Below are 17,931 nucleotides of genomic sequence, written 5' to 3'. Positions count from 1 at the left end.
CAGCGTCGACGCCGACGGCGATGACGACGACGAGGCAGGAGCCTTGCCGGTCGATACCTCACTCATGGTGTATCCCGTCAGCTCGAGTAGGCGGAGTTCTCGTGCACGTACTCGTGCGTGAGGTCGTTGGTCCAGATGGTCGCGCTCGCAGGTCCGGCCGCGAGGTCGATCTCGACCGTGACGTCGCGCCCGGTGAGGTCCACGAGGTCGCGCGACTCACCGATGCCGCCGTTGCGGCAGATCTGCACGCCGTTCATGGACACGTTCAGCTGGTCCGGCTCGAACGCGGCGTCCGTGGTCCCGACGGCGGCGAGCACGCGTCCCCAGTTGGGGTCGTTGCCGAAGATCGCGGTCTTGAACAGGTTGGACCGGGCGACGGCGCGGCTGACCGTCTCGGCGTCCCGTTCGGAGGCGGCGTTGACGGTCCGGACGGCGATCGTGTGGCTGGCGCCCTCGGCGTCGTGAATGAGCTGCGCGGCGAGGTCGAGGCAGACATCCGTCAGGGCTGCGGTGAACTGCGCCGGGTCGGGGCTCACGCCGGCGGCACCGGAGGCGAGGAGCACGACGGTGTCGTTGGTGGACATGCAGCCGTCCGCGTCGGTGCGGTCGAAGCTGACGCGCGTGGCCTCGCGGAGCGCGGCGTCGAGGGCTGCGGGATCGAGGACGGCGTCCGTGGTCAGGACCACGAGCATCGTGGCGAGGCCGGGCGCCAGCATGCCGGCTCCCTTGGCCATGCCGCCGATCGCGTAGCCCTCGCTCGCGGTGTCGGCGCTCGCGGGATAGCGGGCCTCCTTGGCCACGGTGTCCGTGGTCATGATGGCCTCGGCAGCGGTGGGACCGCCTCCCCTGCCCAGGGAGCCGGCGGCGTCCGTCACCCCGGCGAGGAGCCGGTCCATAGGGAGCTGTTCGCCGATGAGGCCCGTGGAGCACACGAAGACGTCGGTGGCCGAGACGCCGAGGAGCTCCGCCGTGACCTCGGCCGTCCGGTGGGTGTTCTGGAAGCCCTCCGGGCCGGTGCAGGCGTTGGCGCCGCCGGAGTTGAGGACGACGGCGTCGACGCGCCCGTCCGAGACGACCTGGCGGGACCAGAGCACGGGAGCGGCGGCCACGCGGTTGGAGGTGAAGACGGCGGCCGCGGAGTGCAGCGGTCCGTCGTTGGCGACGAGCGCGACGTCGGGCTTTCCGGTGCTCTTGAGGCCGGCGGCGACGCCCGCGGCGCGGAACCCGCCCGGGTAGGTGATACTCACGGTGCGATCCCCTGGATGGTCAGGCCCGCGGTCTCGTCGAGGCCGAGGGCGATGTTCATGGACTGCACGGCTCCGCCGGCGGTCCCCTTGGTGAGGTTGTCGATGACGCTGCTGACGATCACGCGGCCCGCGTGCTCGTCGAAGGCGAGCTGGAGGTTTACGTAGTTCGAGCCCAGCACGGACTTCGTCGAGGGCCACTGGCCCTCGGGGAGGACGCGCACGAAGGGCTCCTGCGCGTACGCGGACTCCCAGGCCTCCCGCAGCCGGGCGTAGCCGACGCCGGGCCGCACCTTCGCGGTGGCGGTGGTGAGGATGCCGCGCGCCATGGGGGCGAGGGTCGGCGTGAAGGACAGAGAGACGCGCTCGCCGGCCGCGAGGCTGAGGCCCTGCTCCATCTCGGGCGTGTGGCGGTGTCCGCCGCCGACGCCGTAGGGGCTCATGCCTCCCATGACTTCGGACCCGATGAGGTTGGGCTTGGCTGCCTTGCCCGCTCCGGAGGTGCCGGACGCGGACACGATGACGACGTCGTCGGGCTCGAGGAGTCCCGCGGCGAAACCGGGGGTGAGCGCGAGGAGCGCGCTGGTGGGGTAGCAGCCGGGGACCGCGATGCGCCGCGCCCCCGCGAGGTCCGCGCGGTGACCCGGGAGCTCCGGAAGACCGTAGGGCCAGGTCCCGGCGTGCGCCGAGCCGTAGAACTTCTCCCAGGCCGCGGGGTCCTGCAGGCGGTGGTCGGCCCCGGCGTCGATCACGAGGGTGTCCGACGACAGCTGCGCGGCGATCTCCGCGCTCGCGCCGTGCGGGAGGGCGAGGAAGACGACGTCGTGTCCGGCGAGCGCCTCGGGCGTGGTCTCCTGCAGCACGCGGTCGGCCAGGGAGTGGAGGTGGGGCTGCAGGTCCCCCAGCAGCGCGCCCGCGTTGCTGTGGGCCGTGATCGCCCCGACCTCGATGTCGGGGTGGTTCGCCAGGAGGCGCAGGAGCTCGCCTCCGGCATAGCCGCTGGCGCCGGATACTGCTGCGGTGAACGTCATTCCCCCAGCGTACAACAAAGATATGCGGAGCTACACATAGTTATGCATCCCCGCGGTCGGGGCCCCGGGAATAGCATGAGGGAACACCATCGAAAGGACCAGCACCATGCCCTCAGCCATCGTCGTCTCCGAACCGGGCGGTCCGGACGTCCTCGCCGTCGCGACCGTCGAGCGTCCCGAGCCGGGGCCGGGCCAGCTCCTGGTGAAGGTGGCGGCGGCCGGCGTCAATTTCATCGAGACCTATCAGCGCAGCGGCGCCTACGCCATGGAGCACCCGTTCACGCCGGGAGCCGAGGCGGCAGGGACGGTGGAGGCGGTGGGCGAGGGTGCCCGCGGTTTCGCTCCGGGCGACCGGGTCGCGTTCGCCGAAGGCCGGGGCACCTACGCCGAGTTCGCCGTGGTCGACGCGGACAAGGCGCTCCCGGTCCCGGAGGGTGTCGACCTCGAGACCGCGGCCGCCCTCCCCCTGCAGGGCATGACCGCCCACTACCTCATCAATTCCACCTTCCCCGTGCAGCCGGACTCCACCGTGCTCGTCCATGCGGGGGCGGGTGGGGTCGGCCTGCTGCTCATCCAGCTGATCAAGGCCAGGGGTGCCCGCGTGTTCACCACCGTGTCCACGCCGGAGAAGGAGGAGCTGGCCCGTGGTGCGGGCGCGGACGAGGTGCTGCCGTACGAGGGATTCGCCGACGCGGTCAGGATCGGGACGGACGGGACGGGCGTGGACGTCGTGTACGACGGCGTCGGCAAGTCGACGTTCGACGAGTCGCTGCGCTCCCTCCGGACCCGCGGCACCCTCGTGCTCTATGGGGCCGCGTCGGGGCCCGTTCCGCCCGTCGACCCGCAGCGGCTCAACAGCGGAGGCTCGCTGTTCCTCACGCGGCCGACGCTCGCGCACTACCTGCTCTCACCCGAGGAGCGGCGCTGGCGGTCCGAGGAGCTCTTCGGGGCGGTCGTCGCCGGCCAGCTCGACGTCCGGATCGGCGCCCGCTACGCCCTCGCCGATGCCGCGCAGGCCCATGAGGACCTCCAGGCGCGGCGGACCACCGGCAAGGTGCTGCTGATCCCCTGACCTGCCCGGCTCCCCCGAGCTGCCCCAACGAGCGAAGGCCCGTCCAATTGGACGGGCCTTCGGTCTTTACCGGCCGGGTCTTTCTCCGGCCGGGTCTTTCTCCGGCCGGGTCTTTTTCCGGCCGGGTCTTCACCGCTGCGGTCAGCGCTGGACGGCGCCGAACCGTTCGGCCGCCAGGGCGACCGCGGCATCGCGTGCCGCGCTCGCCTCGTCCGCGGTGAGGGTGCGGTCCGGGGCGCGGAAGCGCAGGGCGAAGGCCAGCGACTTCCGCCCTTCGCCGATGCCTTGTCCCGTGTACACGTCGAACAGGCTGACGTCCTCGAGGAGCTCCCCTGCGCCCTCGCGGAGCGTCTCGAGCACATCCCCCGCCACCACGCCGGACTCCACGACCAGCGCCACGTCCTGGGTGGCCGGCGGATAGGTGGACAGCGGCCGGGCGACGATCACGTCGGCAGCGGCATCGAACAGGAGGTCCGCGTTGATCTCGAGGGCCACCGTGCGGGCCGGCAGGTCCTGCGCGGCGATCAGCTTCGGGTGGAGCTCACCCGCGTAGCCGAGCACCTCGCCGCTGCGCAGCGAGAACTCCGCGGTGCGTCCCGGGTGGAACGCCTGGTGGCTCCCCTGCCGTACGACGACGTCGACGCCGGTGATCCGCCCCATGAGCTGGACGACGTCGATGGCGTCGGCCCAGTCCCAGGAGCGGGGAACGACGCCGGCCGACGGCGTCGTCTCGTGGCCGGTGAACAGCGCCGCGATGGTCAGCGGCTGGTCGGGGATGCCCGCGTACAGCGCGTCGAGGACCTCGTCGTCGGGCCGGATGCCCAGCGGCGGGATGGACTCCGTCCCCATGGCTGCGCCAGGCAGGAACACCGCACCCGCCTCGAACAGGGCCAGGTCGCGGAAGCCGCGCGAGGAGTTGCGCTTCGCGAGCTCCACGAGGCCGGGGAGGATCGACCGGCGCAGGTAGCCGAGCTCCGCGCTGAGCGGATTCGCGAGCTTGACCGAGGCCGCGGGGGCGCCCTCGTCCGGCGTGCCGAAGACGGCGTTCGCGTGTGCGCTGACGAACGGGTAGGAGAGGACCTCCGTCAGTCCTGCCCCGGCGAGCGCGTTCAGCAGGCGCCGCCGCTGCTGCTGGAGGCGCGTCAGGCCGCGTCCGGGAGGGGCGACGGGCAGGGTCGAGGGGATCGTGTCGTACCCGACGAGCCGGATGATCTCCTCGGAGAGGTCCTCGCGCGTCTCGAGGTCGGTGCGCCAGCTCGGTGCCGTGACGCGGTAGCCGCCGTCGACGGTGTCCACGGTCGCACCGAGGTCGGTAAGGGTTCCGCGGATCTGCTCGTCCGTGAAATCGCGTCCGATCAGGCGGGCCGGGAAATCGGACGCGAGGTCGATGACGCGCGGTGCCGGTGCCTGTCCGACGTCGGTGACGGCGTCGTCGGCGGTGCCGCCGGCGAGGTCGAGGAGGAGTTCGACGGCGCGCTGCGCGGCGACGTCCGCGACGTTCCAGTCCACGCCGCGCTCGAAGCGCTTGGAGGCCTCCGAGGGCAGCCGATGGCGGCGGCGGGAGCGGCCGATGCCCACTTCCTCGAAGTGGGCGGACTCGATCAGGACGTTCCGCGTCCCGTCCGAGACCTCCGTGGCGGCCCCACCCATGACGCCGGCGATGCCGATGGGCCCCGACGCGTCCGTGATGAGCAGGTCCTCGGCGTCGAGCGTGCGCTCGCGGTCGTCGAGTGTCCGCAGCTTCTCCCCGGCGGCGGCGCGGCGCACCACGATGTCGCCCGACAGCCGGTCGAGGTCGTAGAAGTGCAGCGGCTGGCCGAGTTCGAGCATCACGTAGTTCGAGATGTCCACCACGAGGGAGATGGAGCGGATCCCGGCGAGACGGAGGCGCGCCGACATCCACGGCGGGGTCGGCCGCGACGGGTCGACGCCGCGGACGGTGCGGGCGACGAACCTGTCGCAGCCGGGCCGGCCGTAGATCGGTGCGGAGTCCTCGAGGCGCACCGGGTAGCCGGCGTCCTTCGCCTGCGGCACGACGACGGCGCCTGCGGGGTCGGTGAAGTCCGTGCCGGTGGCGTGGGCGTATTCGCGTGCCACACCGCGGATGGAGAAGCAGTACCCGCGGTCGGGCGTCACGTTGATCTCCGCGGCCTCGTCGTACAGGCCGAGGAGCTCCATGGCGTCGGTGCCGACCTCGGGGTCCAGCCCGAGGGTCGAGAGCACGAGGATGCCGTCGTGGTCGTCGCCGATGCCGAGTTCGCGCACCGACGCGATCATGCCGGCGGAGACGTGGCCGTAGGTCTTGCGCGGGCTGATCCGGAAGTCGCCGGGCAGCACGGCGCCGGGCAGGGTCACGACGACCTTGTCGCCCTCGACGAAGTTGTGGGCGCCGCACACGATGCCCTGCACGCCCGAGGGGTCGATGCCGTCGCCGGTGAGGGTCTGCACTTCGCCCTCGGGCACCACCCGGACCTCGCACCAGTTGATGGTCTTGCCGTTGGACTGCGGCTCCTTGACGAGGCTGAGGACCTGGCCGACGACGACAGGGCCCTTCAGCTCATCGGTGGGACGATGGACGTCCTCCTCCTCCAGGCCCACTTTCACGAGCTCGGCCATCACGTCTTCCGCGGTCGCATCCGCAGGCACGGCTGCGTACTCGCGCAGCCAGGACAGTGGGATTCTCACCTAGATCTCCATCCCGAAGTGTTCGCTGAAACGTACATCGCCCTCGATCATGTCCCTCATGTCGCTGACCTCGTTGCGGAACATGAGTGCCCGCTCGATCCCCATGCCGAAGGCGAACCCGGAGTAGACGTCCGGATCGATCCCCGTGGCGCGCAGGACGTTCGGGTTGACCATGCCGCAGCCGCCCCACTCGATCCAGCGGGGGCCGCCCTTGGCGCCCGGGTGCCAGATGTCGAGCTCGGCGCTCGGCTCCGTGAAGGGGAAGTAGTTGGGGCGCAGGCGGACCTTCGCCTCGTCGCCGAAGAGCTGCCGCGTGAAGTGCTCGAGGGTGCCCACGAGGTCGGCCATGGTGAGTCCCTTGTCGATGGCGAGGCCCTCGAACTGGTGGAACACCGGGGTGTGGGTCGCGTCGAGCTCGTCGGTACGGAACACCTTCCCCGGGCATAGCACGTAGATCGGCAGGTCGCGCTCGAGCATGGAGCGGACCTGCACGGGCGACGTGTGGGTCCGGAGCACGAGGTGGGCTTCGGGAGGCTCCACGAAGAAGGTGTCCTGCATCTCGCGGGCGGGGTGGTCCGGCTTGAAGTTGAGCGCGTCGAAGTTGAACCATTCCGACTCGAGCTCGGGGCCCTCGGCGATCTCCCAGCCCATGCCGACGAAGACGTCGCTGACGCGCTCCTGCAGGGTGGACAGCGGGTGCCGTGCTCCGGCCCGGCGACGGCGGGGGGCGGCCGTGACGTCGACGGCTTCCTCGACGAGGATCCGGGCGTCGCGCTCGGCTTCGAGTTCGGTGGTCCGGGCGGCGAGGGCCTGGCTGATCCGGCCGCGGGCCGGCCCGATGTTCTTGCCGGCGGCGGACTTCTGCTCCTTCGGGAGCGCACCGATCCCCCGGTTCGCGAGGCTCAGCGGTGACTTCTCGCCGGTGTGCGCGATCCGGACCGCCTTGAGCGCGTCGAGGTCGGCTGCGGCTGCGATGTCCGCGAGCGCGGCGTCGACGGCAGCGGCGACCGACGAGGCGTCCAGCGGATCGGGGACCTGGGCATCGGGGCTGCCGGGCCCGGCCTGCTCTGGGGTTTCGGACATGGGGATTGCTTACCTTGCACTCTCGGATGTGCGGCGGGCGGCGTGCACGCCGCACCGTGGACAGGAAAACGCCGGGTCGCAGCGTGGCGCACCGGCGGATCAAGTCTAGGCGACGGGTTCGGCGGCGCTCCACCACGACCGGGGCCTGTCGGTCCGCGGGACGGGCCGGGCGGCGTCGCCGTACGATGACGGCATGAATCGCAGGCTCGTGCCGTTCCTGAACTGGATCAACCTGTCGACGCCGTGCGGACTCGCCCTGGCCGCCCTGACCGGCTGCCGCGTGTCGGCCGGCCCCTCCGGGGTCCTGCTCGCCGAGGGGTACCGGGGCCGGCTGCCGAAAGCCCGCGCCTTCACGGTGGGCAGCGTGGTGCTGCTGCGGGGACACGTGCCGCAGGGCGCCCCCGCGGGGTTCACCCGCCTGCTGGAGCACGAGGCGCGCCATGCACGCCAGTACGCGGCGTTCCTCGGTCTGCCGTTCCTTCCCGCGTACCTGCTGGCCGCGGCATACTCCCTCCTGCGGACCGGGGACCCGGCGTCGCGCAACCCCTTCGAGCGGAGGGCGGGGCTGTCCGACGGCGGGTACCGTGAGCAGCCGCTCCGGCCGGTCGTGGCAGCACTCGGCGCCGTCCTCTCCACCCGGAAGGGGCGGCGCTCCTAACGCGTCAGTGCTCCGCGCCGGCAGGAACCCGCAGGTCGGACGTCCTGCCCGCGGTGGTGGTCGCTATGGCCGCGAGGGCGATCGCCATGTCCTCGATGGCGAGCCCCGGCTGCCGGTTAGCCTCACCCTGTTCCGTCGAGTACGGCACGTGGATGAAGCCGCCACGGGTACCCGGTTGGGTCGCGAGGAGGTCCATGAGGCCGTAGAAGACGTGGTTGCAGACATAGGTGCCTGCCGTCTGCGACACCTCGACGGGTACGCCGAGGCGCACGACGGCCTCACGGCACGCCTTGATGGGAAGGGTGGAGAAGTAGGCGGCCGGCCCGCCCTGGACGACGGGCTCGTCGATGGGCTGCCGGCCGGCGTTATCGGGGATCCGTGCGTCGTCCACATTGATGGCGACGCGTTCGAGGGAGATCCGTTCGCGCCCGCCGGCCTGCCCCACGCACAGCACGATCCCCGGCCGGACCCGCTCGAGGGCGCCTTCGAGCACCTCGATACTCGAGCCGAAGACACAGGGCAGCTCGACAGCCACTGCCTCGTACCCTTGCTCGGTCAGGAGCTCGGCGGCCCGCCGGGCTGCGGACCAGGACGGATTGGTGGGTTCTCCCCCGAAGGGTTCGAAGCCTGTCAGCAGGATCATGCTCCGAGCCTAGGCGTGCCGTCGATGCTCCGTGACTCGGTATTAGTACGCGTGTTCTAATTGCGGTATGCGGTGGGAAGGCCAGAAGATCAGGGACGACGGCGGAGCCGAGTCCGCCCTGCTGCCCCTTGCGGGGTTGGTGCGGACGGTCCGGACCCCGGAGTTCGCCGGGATCACCTTCCACGAGGTGACCGCGAAGTCAGTCCTCAACAGGGTGCCGCCCACGTCGTCGATGCCGTTCTCCTGGACGATCAACCCCTTCCGGGGCTGCTCCCATGCCTGTGTGTACTGCTTCGCCCGGAAGACGCACAGCTACCTCAACCTCGACACCGGGCTGGATTTCGATGCGCAGCTCGTCGTGAAGATCAACGCGGCGGAGGTGCTCCGCCGGGAACTGGCCCGCCCGTCCTGGTCGCGCGAGCATGTGGCCCTCGGGACCAATACCGATCCCTATCAGCGCGCAGAGGGCCGGTACACGCTGATGCCGGGCATCATCTCGGCCCTGGCCGACTCCGGCACGCCCTTCTCCATCCTGACGAAGGGCACCCTCCTCGCCCGCGACATCCCGCTGCTGAAGGCCGCTGCGAAGTCGGTGGGGATCGGGATGGGCATCTCGCTCGCACTCGTGGATCCGGTCCTCGCCGAAGCGATCGAACCGGGCACCCCCACCCCGCGGGCCCGGCTCGCCCTGATCTCACGGCTGCGCGAGGCAGGACTCCCGTGCGGCGTGATGGCCATGCCGATCCTGCCCTGGCTCACGGACGGCGACGAATCGCTCGACCGGCTGTTCGGCGAGCTGGCCGCCGCTGGAGCCACCGGCGTGACAGCCGGCCCCCTGCACCTGAGGCCGGGCTCGCGCGAGTGGTTCCTGCAGTGGCTCGCCGCCCACCATCCCCACCTCGTCCCGAAGTACGAGGCGCTCTACCGCGGCGGGAGCTACGCGTCCAAGGAATACCGGGACTGGCTCTCGGGCAGGATCCGGATCTTCCGCCGGAAGCACGGACTCGCGGCGGGCGCCGGCTTCTTCCGCAATCTGTCCCCGGGCGGCGGGCACGAGCCGGTTCCACTGGCGCCGGCCGCTGCGTCCCGAGCCGTCCAGACGTCGCTGTTCTAGCTGTACTACCCAGGGACGTTGGTTGATGTGTGAGGACGCGTTGTAGGTTCTGGACGCGAGGAGGACCTCCGATCGAGAGTGGAGCTGTCTAGGGTCCGGTATCGATCAGGAGGTCCTCGTGTCTCACGCTAATGCTGCTCTGACTCCGATTCAACGGCTGCGGATCGCAAAGCTCATCGTCGACGACGGGTGGCCCGTCGCTCACGCTGCCGTGTTCTTCCACGTGTCCTGGCCGACCGCCAAACGGTGGGCCGACCGGTACGCGGCGATGGGCCGGGAGGGCATGCAGGACCGCACCTCGCGCCCGCACCACAGCCCCACGAGAACACCGCCGGTCCTGGTGCGGAAGATCGCGCATCTGCGCTGGAAGAAACGCCTCGGACCGGTCGGGATCGGCGCTCGTCTGGGGGTGCCGGCGTCCACGGTCCACGCCGTCCTCACCCGCTGCCGGCTCAACCGGCTGCACCACGTCCGTGCTCGCTAACAGTCCGCACCGGTGATGTCATCCGCCGCTACGAGCACGAGCGGCCCGGGGACCTGATCCACGTCGATGTGAAGAAACTCGGCAACATCCCCGACGGCGGCGGCTGGCGGTACGTCGGTCGGCACCAGGGCGGCCGGAACAGGGCCGGCACCCCGGGCAAGCCCCGTAACAAATACCGCGGCACAATCATGGGCACCGCATTCGTGCACACCGTCATCGATGATCACTCCCGCGTCGCGTACGCCGAGATCCACGACGATGAGACAGCCACCACCGCTATCGGTGTCCTGCGCCGGGCCGTGTCCTGGTTCGCCGACCGCGGGATCACCGTCCACCGGGTCCTCTCCGACAACGGCTCAGCCTACAAATCGCGTCTCTGGCGCGAGACCTGCGCCAGCCTCGGCATCAAAGTCAAGAAGACCCAGCCGTACCGGCCGCAGACCAACGGGAAAATCGAGCGCTTCCACCGCACCCTCGCCGACGGGTGGGCGTTCAGCCGCCACTACCCCAGCGAATCAGCCCGCAGGGCAGCACTACCGGCATGGCTCCACGAATACAATCACCACAGGCCCCACACCGCCATCGGAGGCAAACCACCCATCACCCGGCTAACCAACCTCCCTGGGCAGTACATCTAGCGCAGGCTTCCTTCGCCGGTTTGGACCTGCAGTCCCGTCCTGGCTCTCAGCGCGACGAGGATGGGTCGGTCGGCGGGAATCCAGGGCAGGGCATCCAGCTCCTGGGCGGGGTGTAACGGGACCCATCGCAGTTCGTCGTGGTCCTGCAGCGGCGCTGCGTCGCCGGCGGATGCCTCCACGAACCAGACACGCATCGCGGCCGCTTCATTGAGCGGCCAGCCCTGTGCACCCGGACCGGGGATCTCCTCGCCGAGGCGTGCCTGGATCCCGAGCTCCTCCTCGAGTTCACGCCGCAGGGCGGTCTCGCAGGTCTCCCCCGCCTCGACCTTCCCGCCGGGGAACTCCCACATCCCGGCGAACTGCGGCGGTGCCGTCCGCCGCGCCACGAGCAGGCGGGTCGGATGGTCGAGGGAGTCGACGACGGCTCCGCCGACGATCTGGCGGAGCTGGTCCGGTGCTGGTTTCGTCACCCGCCGAGTCTATCGACGCCGTCGCCCTCCCTCGGTGCCGTCAGCTCTCTTCGGGCGAGGCGAGTTTGCCGCCCGCGGCCGTCTGGTGTTCCGGGTTGTCCCCGCGCCGGTACTCGCCGTGGGGACTCAGTCCGGGGACCTGCTGCCCTGCGTTGAGTTCCGTCGAGGTGTAGGTCTCCTCCGAGAATTCCGCAGCGCTCTCGGCCTCGGGCTCCTGCGGCAGGTTGATGTCCTCCCGCAGGTGCTCGCTCTGCGGCAATTGAAATGAATGCGGTGTCCAGCCCATGGTTCGATCCAATCATCCGGTGGTGCGTTGTTCCAGCCTTCGGCCCGCCTGCGTGCGCCCTTGACGGTCGCACATCTGCTCAGGAGGACGACGCGCGGCCCCAGCCACCCGTCTTCACGAGGCTCCGGCGTGCGGGGCGGCGTGCTACCTCGTGGTGTTCGGCGATCCCCCCGCGTGCCAGGTTGGTCACCCGGACCGCTTCCGAGACGACGTCGCCCAGGTCCCCCCTGCGGAGCAGGGCGGCGCGCTGGCGCCTCGATCCCGTGCCACGGGCCAGGAGCTGGCGCAGCAGGGACTCGGCGATCTCCGCGTCGCCGTGGTCCTGCAGGGCCGGCCGGATGTACCGCAGGAGGGCGAGGGCAACCGATGCCGCATCCTGCGGCCTGGCGTCCAGCGGATGCAGCAGCTTGCCGTCCATGCCGAACCTGCCCGCCCGCCACGACGCCATGCGCACGGTGGCGGTCGGCACGGCGAGCGGCGCCACGCCCGCACGCCACTCGCGAGCCGCGGTCTCGACGAGCCCGCGGGTCAGGAGTGCTATCAGGACGGCGTCGTCCGAGTACAGGCACACATCGCTGACGCGCACCTCCACGGTCGGGTGGTGGTGGCTCAGGCGCGCATCGAAGTAGATCTGGCCGAGATCCACCGGAACTGCGGTATCCAGGAGGCCGCTGACCGTGGCGTGGTAGCGCTCGGCCGTTCCGAACACGTCGCACGGGCCGGCCATGGGCCAGCGGCTCCAGGCCTGCGACCGGTAGCTGGCATATCCGGTGTCCGTACCGTTCCAATAGGGCGAATTGCTCGAGAGCGCGAGCAGGACCGGCAGCCAGGCGCGGATGCGATCGAGTACCGCCACCCCCTCGTCGTCGTCCTCGACGCCGACGTGGACGTGGCAGCCGCACGTCAGCTGCTCGCTGGCGGTCAGGGCGAACCTGTCCTGCATCTCCTCGTACCTGCTGCCGGGCGAGGCCTGCGGAGCTGCGGGCTGGGGCGACGTCGCCAGGGCGGCCGCCCGGGCTCCGACCCGCAGGGCGGCTGAGTCGGCGAGGGCTCGGCACCGCGCGATGTCCAGCGCGAGGTCGTTGACGTCGGTATGTGGCCGCGTGCCCGTCTCGATCTGCTCCTGCTTGATCTCGCAGGTGAGGCGATCATCCGTGCACTGGCCGAAGGCCTCCTGGCCCAGCGGCACGGGATACCCGGTCTCGGCGTCCACGAGGAGGAACTCCTCCTCCACGCCGAAGGTCCTCATGACGCCACCGCGCTGGTCGATGGGCGTGCTGCCGCTGCGCGCGACGTTGCGGGCCGGACGGTTGATTCCATGGGGGGAACTCCTGAGCAGAAGAATCGACTGGCCGCTGCTCAACCAACGTCGTCCATCAACCGTAAGTGGGCTGATCATCATAGGCGCAAACTCCGCCGGTCATTCTTGCTGGTTGCATTTCGGGGCGCGATCGGGTCATCGCCTAGGCTGGAAGGCGACGACGTCGTCCGCGTCGCCGTCCCGTTCCGCCCGCTGCAGGGTGCTCCGGCGACCGATCCCCGTCCCCGACCGATCCCGCCGCTAGGACACTCATGACTTCCACCGCTCGCCCGTCCGTTCCGCTCCAGCGCCTTGCAGGCCGGCGGCTGGCCCTGGCCATCGGCGCCCTCGCCGTGGGCGGCTTTGCGATCGGGACCACGGAATTCACCATCATGGGCCTGCTCGAGGAGATGCGCGCGGACCTGGGCGTGGACTACGCGCAGGGCGGCCACGTCATCTCCGCCTACGCGCTGGGAGTCGTCGTGGGAGCACCGGTCCTCGCGACGCTGGGTGCGAAGAAGCCCCAGCGCACGGTGGCCCTGGCCCTCATGCTGGTCATCACGCTCGCTAACCTGTCGTCCTTCTTCGCCTCGGGCTTCGGCTGGATGCTCGCATCGCGGTTCCTGTCCGGTCTGCCGCACGGCGCCTACTTCGGCGTCGCCGCGGTGATCGCGGCGTCCCTCGCCGACCCCGCGAAGCGCGGCCGGGCGATCTCGATGGTCATGCTCGGACTCAGTATCGCCAATGTGGTCGGCGTCCCGTTCGCCACCTGGCTGGGCCAGCAGTTCGGCTGGCGTTGGATGTTCCTGCTCGTGGGGCTGATCGGGGCCGGCACCCTCGTCCTCATCAGGACCCTGGTGCCGGTTGTTCCCGTGCGGCCCGGTGCGAGCATCCGGGGCGAGCTCGGAGCCCTGCGGCGCCCGCAGCTCTGGATGACCCTGCTCATCGGCATCGTGGGCTTCGGCGGGTTCTTCGCCGTCTACTCGTACATCGCGCCCGTCATGACGGAGGTGGCGGGCGCGGACGCGGCGGTCCTGCCGCTCGTCGTCGCGCTGTGCGGGGTGGGCATGGTGGTCGGCAACGTCCTGGGGGGACGGCTGGCGGACAAATCCATTATGGGAAGCATCTACGCCGTGATGGCGATGATCGCGGCCGTGCTGCTGTTGTTCCCCCTCGCCGCCACCAGGCCGTGGAGCGCATGCCTCTTCGTGTTCCTGGTCGGCGCGACCGGATCGACGCTCATCCCGCCCCTGCAGGCGCGCCTGCTCGACGTGTCACCCGGCGCACCGTCGCTCGCGTCCTCGCTGAACCACTCCGCGCTGAACATCGCGAACGCCCTGGGCGCGGCCCTCGGAGGTGCCGTCATCGCCGCTGGCTGGGGTTTCACCGCGCCGGCGCTGGTAGGAGCAGTGCTCGCCGTGCTCGGACTCGGCGTCGCCGTCCTCAGCGGGTGGCTGGACCGCCGGGGCCAGGGCCGGGCTGTCGCCGGCGACGTGGCCTCAGCGCTGCGCGCGGGCTGAGGCGTAGAGGCACACCGTGGCGGCCGTCCCGACGTTCAGGGATTCGGCGCTTCCGTAGATGGGGACGGCCACGCGCGCGTCGGCGCCGGCGGTCACCTCGGCGGGGAGCCCCTGCGCCTCGTTGCCGAAGAGCCAGGCGCCGGCGTCCTCGAGCCGTACTGCGCTCACCGACGGTCCGGCAGCGCCCTCGTCCGATCCGCTCCCGGACTCATCCGGGCCGTCGTCGTCCCCCGAACCGAACCTGCGGGCCGCGCTGGCGTCCTGCAGGTCGTCGAGGTTCGTCGCGCCGTAACCGTCGGCCGCCAGGACCGTCAGCCCTGCCTCCCGCAGCCGGTCGATCAGCCCGTCCAGCTCGACCGCGATCACGAGGGGGAGGTGGAACAGCGAACCGACGGTGGACCGCACGGTCTTCGGGTTGTAGGGGTCGACGCTGGCACCCGTCAGGATGACCGCGCCCGCTCCGGCCGAATCGGCGGCGCGGATGATGGTGCCGGCATTGCCCGGGTCACGGACCTCGACCAGCACGGCGACGAGACGCGGCCCTGCGGCGAGCACGTCCTCGACCGGGACGTCCACGAACCTGCAGACCGCCACGAAGCCCTGGGGAGTGACCGTCGACGACATCGCCGCCAGCACGTCGGGGGTCACCCGCCGGAGGGAGGGGGCGTCCTCGCGGTCGAGGAGAGCCGCGATATCGGTGTGCCGTTCGAGGGCCTCCGCCGTCGCATACACGTCGACGACGACGCCGTCCCTGCCCGCGTCCTGCCGGTCGAGGTGCAGTCGCACGGCCTCCCGCACCGCCTGCGGCCCCTCGGCCAGGAACTCCCGGCGCCTTAAACGCGACGGACGCCCGGCCAGGCGTGCCACCTCCTTCACCCGGTCAGCCTGGGTGTTGGACATCAGTGGCGCCTGGGGGCGTCCGTGTGCGCTCATCATGTACCGGTGCGCGGGCCGGAGGGCCCGCAGCGTCCGATGGTCCTAGGCCGAGGCCTTGAGGGGAGCCGACGTGTCGGCCGGCAGGGAATCCTTGGCGATCTGGACGAGGGCCGCGAAGGCAGCACCATCGGTGACGGCAAGGTCCGCGAGCATACGGCGGTCGACCTGGATCTCGGCGGCCTTGAGGCCCTGGATCAGGCGGTTGTAGGTCAGGCCGTTGGCGCGGGATGCAGCGTTGATGCGCTGGATCCAGAGGCGACGGAAGTCACCCTTGCGCTTGCGGCGGTCGCCGTAGCTGTAGACGAACGAGTGGAGCAGCTGCTCCTTCGCCTTGCGGTACAGGCGCGAACGCTGACCGCGGTAACCCTTGGCGCGCTCGAGGATGACCCGGCGCTTCTTGTGGGCATTGACTGCCCGCTTCACACGTGCCACGTGCGTACTCCTTTTGTTCTTCTTCGGTCACGGCCGCAGCCGCAGCGTCGCACCGGAGGTGCGTGCGCTTTCCCGAGGGGGTGGATTGGTGGTTAGACGCCCAGCATCTTCTTGATGACCTTGGTGTCGGCCTTCGAGACGATCTGGTCGCTCGCGAGGCGGCGCGTCACGGTCGAGGACTTGTGCTCGAGGTAGTGGCGGCGGTTGGCCTGCTGGCGCTTGAGCTTGCCGCTACCGGTCAGCTTGAAGCGCTTCTTGGCGCCGCTGTGGGTCTTCATCTTCGGCATGGGGACCGATCTCCTTTTGATAGCCGGGGCGGATGCACCCGGAGTTCGGCACCCGAAGGTGCCTGCTGGTGTTCGAACGTGCCCGTGAAGACAGGGCCGAGGCCCTAGTCCTCGGTTCCGGGCTTCGGACGGCTGGTCGGGCTCTTGGGCGCCGTCCTGCCGGCAGGCTTGGGCGTCGCCGACGGTTTCGGCGCTCCAGGCTTGGGCATGGCCGAAGGCATGGGGGCTGCGGACGGCTTCGGTGCCGCTGCTGCCGGCCTCGGGACCGGCGCCGCTGCGGGACGTGGTGCCGGTGCAGCCGTCGCCGGCCGCGGCGCCTGCTGTGCCGGTCGCGACGCAGCGGGACGCTCGGCCGCAGGCCGTGAGGCCGTCGACCGCGGAGCCGACGAGGTCCGGGCCGGAGCCGACGAGGTCCGCGCAGGAGCAGCCTTCGGTGCCGGAGCGGCGGCCGGGGCTTCCGTGGCCTGCGGAACAACCGTGGGCTCCGCGACGGGTGCCTCCGGAACGTCCGCGGCGGCGGGTGCTTCCTGGACGGGAGCCTCCGGCGCGGCAGTCTCGGGCTCGCTCGTGATCGAGTAGCCCTCCGGCAGCAGGTCCGCGAGGGACTGGGTCAGCGGGGCAGTGCTCGCCCGGGAGGTGTCGATGCGCTTGACCTCTCCACCGGCCTTCACGGCCTCGTTGGCAGCCTTTGCCTCGGCCCGCTGCGTTTCCCGGCGCGCCTCCGCCTTCGCTTCGGCCTTGTTCTTGGTCGGACCGATGACCATGACCATGTTGCGGCCGTCGATACGCGGCGACGACTCGACCACACCGACCTCTGCGACATCCTCCGCGAACTTCTGGAGCAGGCGGATGCCCATCTCCGGACGCTGCTGCTCGCGACCGCGGAACTGGATCATGGCCTTGACCTTGTCACCAGCACCGAGGAAGCGCATCGCGTGCCCGCGCTTGGTCTCGTAGTCATGGGTGTCGATCTTGAGGCGGAACCGGATTTCCTTCAGGACCGTGTTGGTCTGGTTCTTCCGCGCCTCGCGGGCCTTGACGGCCGCTTCGTACTTGTACTTACCAAAATCCATGAGCTTGGCCACCGGAGGCTTTGCCTGCGGTGCTACCTCGACAAGATCCAGGTCGGACTCGGCGGCAAGTCGGAGCGCGTCCTCGATACGGACGATTCCTACCTGTTCGCCGGCAGGTCCGACCAACCGCACCTCGGGAACGCGGATACGATCGTTGATTCTTGGCTCGCTAATGTGTGACTCCTGTGGATTCTCAAACCGGAACCGCCTGCAAACGAAAGAAGGCCTCCCATTGCATGCGCAATCGAAGGCCTCGGCAGCCGGTTCAGGGCGGTCGGCGGAAGCGTAGGCTTCCCGCGCGATCGTCCGCAGGACCGACCAGGTGACCCGGCTACCTGCAATGCGGCCGAGGGCTGCACCAGGCAAACGCGGGTGGGAGAGGACTCCGCTTGCATCCCGGCCCGTTGCCTCCGGCTCCTCGAAGGAGCACAGCAAGTAACAGCGACCGGTTGGTCTATGCCAAGCTTACCAGTATGAACACCCCACACGACAATCCGCAGCACGCCTCCGACGACGGGCCGGCCACGCCCTCCCGACGCAGCTTCGCGGAGGAGCAGGACCACAGCGCGGGCCCCTCGGCGGCCGAGCAGGAGGTCCGCCAGCAGATGCGCGATATCTCCGAAGTGGCCGCCGTGGAGGTCATCGTGACCTCGGCGGTCCACCTGATGAGTGCTGCCGCCGTGAAGTGCGGGCTCGGGCACGAGGAGAACGCCGAGCAGCTCAAGGACCTCGACGAAGCGCGCAAGCTGATCACCGCGCTCGCGGGTTTCGTCACCGCGGCCGCGCCGGAGATCGGGTCCCAGCACGCCGGTCCCCTGCGCGACGGACTCCGCTCGCTGCAGCTGGCGTTCCGGGAGGCCTCGATCATTCCCGATCCTCCGGGGCAGGGCCCCGGCGAGAAGTACACGGGGCCGGTCAACTGACCCGATAGTCCCTCCCCGCGCCCTGGGGGCCGAAGGCGCCGCACCGGTTCCG

General features: G+C 70.3%; 17 protein-coding genes and 1 pseudogene. 6 read left to right on the top strand and 12 right to left on the bottom strand.

The window, feature by feature from the left end; genetic code table 11:
• Nucleotides 1–77 precede the first annotated feature (77 nt).
• Together argJ and argC are read right to left on the bottom strand one after the other, a co-directional pair.
• Nucleotides 78–1,247: a bifunctional glutamate N-acetyltransferase/amino-acid acetyltransferase ArgJ gene (argJ, locus tag P5G52_RS18150; protein ID WP_301230118.1), complete on the bottom strand. Its 1,170-nt coding sequence runs from the start codon at nt 1,245–1,247 to the stop codon at nt 78–80.
• Nucleotides 1,244–2,275 (bottom strand): N-acetyl-gamma-glutamyl-phosphate reductase, encoded by a 1,032-nt coding sequence (gene argC / locus P5G52_RS18145; protein WP_301230116.1) that lies wholly within the window; start codon nt 2,273–2,275, stop codon nt 1,244–1,246. Before argC ends, argJ begins: the two co-directional genes overlap by 4 nt.
• Nucleotides 2,276–2,381: 106 nt before the next feature.
• Between argC and P5G52_RS18140 the strand changes: the two genes are divergently transcribed.
• On the top strand, nt 2,382–3,347 hold the full coding sequence (locus P5G52_RS18140; RefSeq protein ID WP_301230114.1) for a quinone oxidoreductase family protein: 966 nt from the start codon (nt 2,382–2,384) through the stop codon (nt 3,345–3,347).
• Nucleotides 3,348–3,488: 141 nt separating this feature from the next.
• Here P5G52_RS18140 and pheT read toward each other — a convergent pair whose 3' ends face one another.
• Both pheT and pheS read right to left on the bottom strand, forming a co-directional pair.
• Nucleotides 3,489–6,032 carry a phenylalanine--tRNA ligase subunit beta gene (gene pheT / locus P5G52_RS18135; RefSeq protein WP_301230112.1) on the bottom strand — a complete coding sequence of 848 codons (2,544 nt, stop codon included), beginning with the start codon at nt 6,030–6,032 and terminating at the stop codon, nt 3,489–3,491.
• Nucleotides 6,033–7,115 (bottom strand): phenylalanine--tRNA ligase subunit alpha, encoded by a 1,083-nt coding sequence (gene pheS, locus P5G52_RS18130; RefSeq protein ID WP_301230110.1) that lies wholly within the window; start codon nt 7,113–7,115, stop codon nt 6,033–6,035.
• A 193-nt stretch (nt 7,116–7,308) separates the two neighbouring features.
• Here pheS and P5G52_RS18125 point away from each other — a divergent pair, with 193 nt between their 5' ends.
• The gene (locus P5G52_RS18125) at nt 7,309–7,773 is read left to right on the top strand and encodes an eCIS core domain-containing protein (RefSeq protein ID WP_301230108.1); all 465 of its coding nucleotides are present in this window, start codon (nt 7,309–7,311) and stop codon (nt 7,771–7,773) included.
• Between the two features lie 4 nt (nt 7,774–7,777).
• Here the strand turns inward: P5G52_RS18125 and pcp are convergent, their stop codons facing one another.
• On the bottom strand, nt 7,778–8,416 hold the full coding sequence (gene pcp, locus P5G52_RS18120) for a pyroglutamyl-peptidase I (RefSeq protein WP_301230106.1): 639 nt from the start codon (nt 8,414–8,416) through the stop codon (nt 7,778–7,780).
• 67 nt (nt 8,417–8,483) lie between these two features.
• On the opposite strand from pcp, the gene P5G52_RS18115 reads away from it, so the two are divergent.
• Both P5G52_RS18115 and P5G52_RS18110 read left to right on the top strand, forming a co-directional pair.
• Nucleotides 8,484–9,530 (top strand): Rv2578c family radical SAM protein, encoded by a 1,047-nt coding sequence (locus P5G52_RS18115; RefSeq protein WP_301230104.1) that lies wholly within the window; start codon nt 8,484–8,486, stop codon nt 9,528–9,530.
• 118 nt (nt 9,531–9,648) lie between these two features.
• A pseudogene (locus tag P5G52_RS18110) lies at nt 9,649–10,652 on the top strand (IS481 family transposase).
• On the opposite strand, the gene P5G52_RS18105 reads toward P5G52_RS18110, so the two are convergent.
• The 3 genes from P5G52_RS18105 to P5G52_RS18095 all read right to left on the bottom strand — a co-directional run bounded on the left by P5G52_RS18105 (nt 10,649) and on the right by P5G52_RS18095 (nt 12,771).
• Nucleotides 10,649–11,122, bottom strand: a complete 474-nt coding sequence (locus P5G52_RS18105) for a (deoxy)nucleoside triphosphate pyrophosphohydrolase (protein WP_301230102.1) — start codon at nt 11,120–11,122, stop codon at nt 10,649–10,651. The pseudogene P5G52_RS18110 and the gene P5G52_RS18105 overlap by 4 nt on opposite strands.
• A gap of 40 nt (nt 11,123–11,162) precedes the next feature.
• Complete coding sequence (locus P5G52_RS18100) at nt 11,163–11,408, bottom strand: hypothetical protein (RefSeq protein ID WP_301230100.1); 246 nt, start codon at nt 11,406–11,408, stop codon at nt 11,163–11,165.
• A gap of 79 nt (nt 11,409–11,487) precedes the next feature.
• Nucleotides 11,488–12,771, bottom strand: coding sequence for a glutamate--cysteine ligase (locus P5G52_RS18095; protein WP_301230098.1), 1,284 nt, complete (start codon nt 12,769–12,771; stop codon nt 11,488–11,490).
• A gap of 209 nt (nt 12,772–12,980) precedes the next feature.
• Between P5G52_RS18095 and P5G52_RS18090 the strand changes: the two genes are divergently transcribed.
• On the top strand, nt 12,981–14,228 hold the full coding sequence (locus P5G52_RS18090; RefSeq protein WP_301230096.1) for an MFS transporter: 1,248 nt from the start codon (nt 12,981–12,983) through the stop codon (nt 14,226–14,228).
• Here P5G52_RS18090 and P5G52_RS18085 read toward each other — a convergent pair.
• The 4 genes from P5G52_RS18085 to infC form a co-directional block, all read right to left on the bottom strand.
• Nucleotides 14,208–15,161, bottom strand: a complete 954-nt coding sequence (locus P5G52_RS18085; RefSeq protein WP_301230093.1) for a TrmH family RNA methyltransferase — start codon at nt 15,159–15,161, stop codon at nt 14,208–14,210. The two genes, P5G52_RS18090 and P5G52_RS18085, sit on opposite strands and share 21 nt — an antisense overlap.
• A 45-nt stretch (nt 15,162–15,206) precedes the next feature.
• Nucleotides 15,207–15,596 (bottom strand): 50S ribosomal protein L20, encoded by a 390-nt coding sequence (rplT, locus tag P5G52_RS18080; RefSeq protein WP_301230091.1) that lies wholly within the window; start codon nt 15,594–15,596, stop codon nt 15,207–15,209.
• A 92-nt stretch (nt 15,597–15,688) separates the two neighbouring features.
• Nucleotides 15,689–15,883, bottom strand: coding sequence for a 50S ribosomal protein L35 (gene rpmI, locus P5G52_RS18075; RefSeq protein ID WP_133082241.1), 195 nt, complete (start codon nt 15,881–15,883; stop codon nt 15,689–15,691).
• A gap of 104 nt (nt 15,884–15,987) precedes the next feature.
• Complete coding sequence (infC, locus tag P5G52_RS18070) at nt 15,988–17,088, bottom strand: translation initiation factor IF-3 (RefSeq protein WP_435868721.1); 1,101 nt, start codon at nt 17,086–17,088, stop codon at nt 15,988–15,990.
• A 341-nt stretch (nt 17,089–17,429) separates the two neighbouring features.
• Between infC and P5G52_RS18065 the strand changes: the two genes are divergently transcribed.
• Nucleotides 17,430–17,879, top strand: coding sequence for a DUF1844 domain-containing protein (locus tag P5G52_RS18065; RefSeq protein ID WP_301230087.1), 450 nt, complete (start codon nt 17,430–17,432; stop codon nt 17,877–17,879).
• The last annotated feature ends 52 nt before the right edge of the window (nt 17,880–17,931 follow it).

Origin of the sequence: Arthrobacter burdickii (assembly GCF_030433645.1) — a bacterium.
Taxonomy (GTDB): domain Bacteria; phylum Actinomycetota; class Actinomycetes; order Actinomycetales; family Micrococcaceae; genus Arthrobacter_D; species Arthrobacter_D burdickii.
This window is presented reverse-complemented; position numbering and strand designations above follow the sequence as displayed.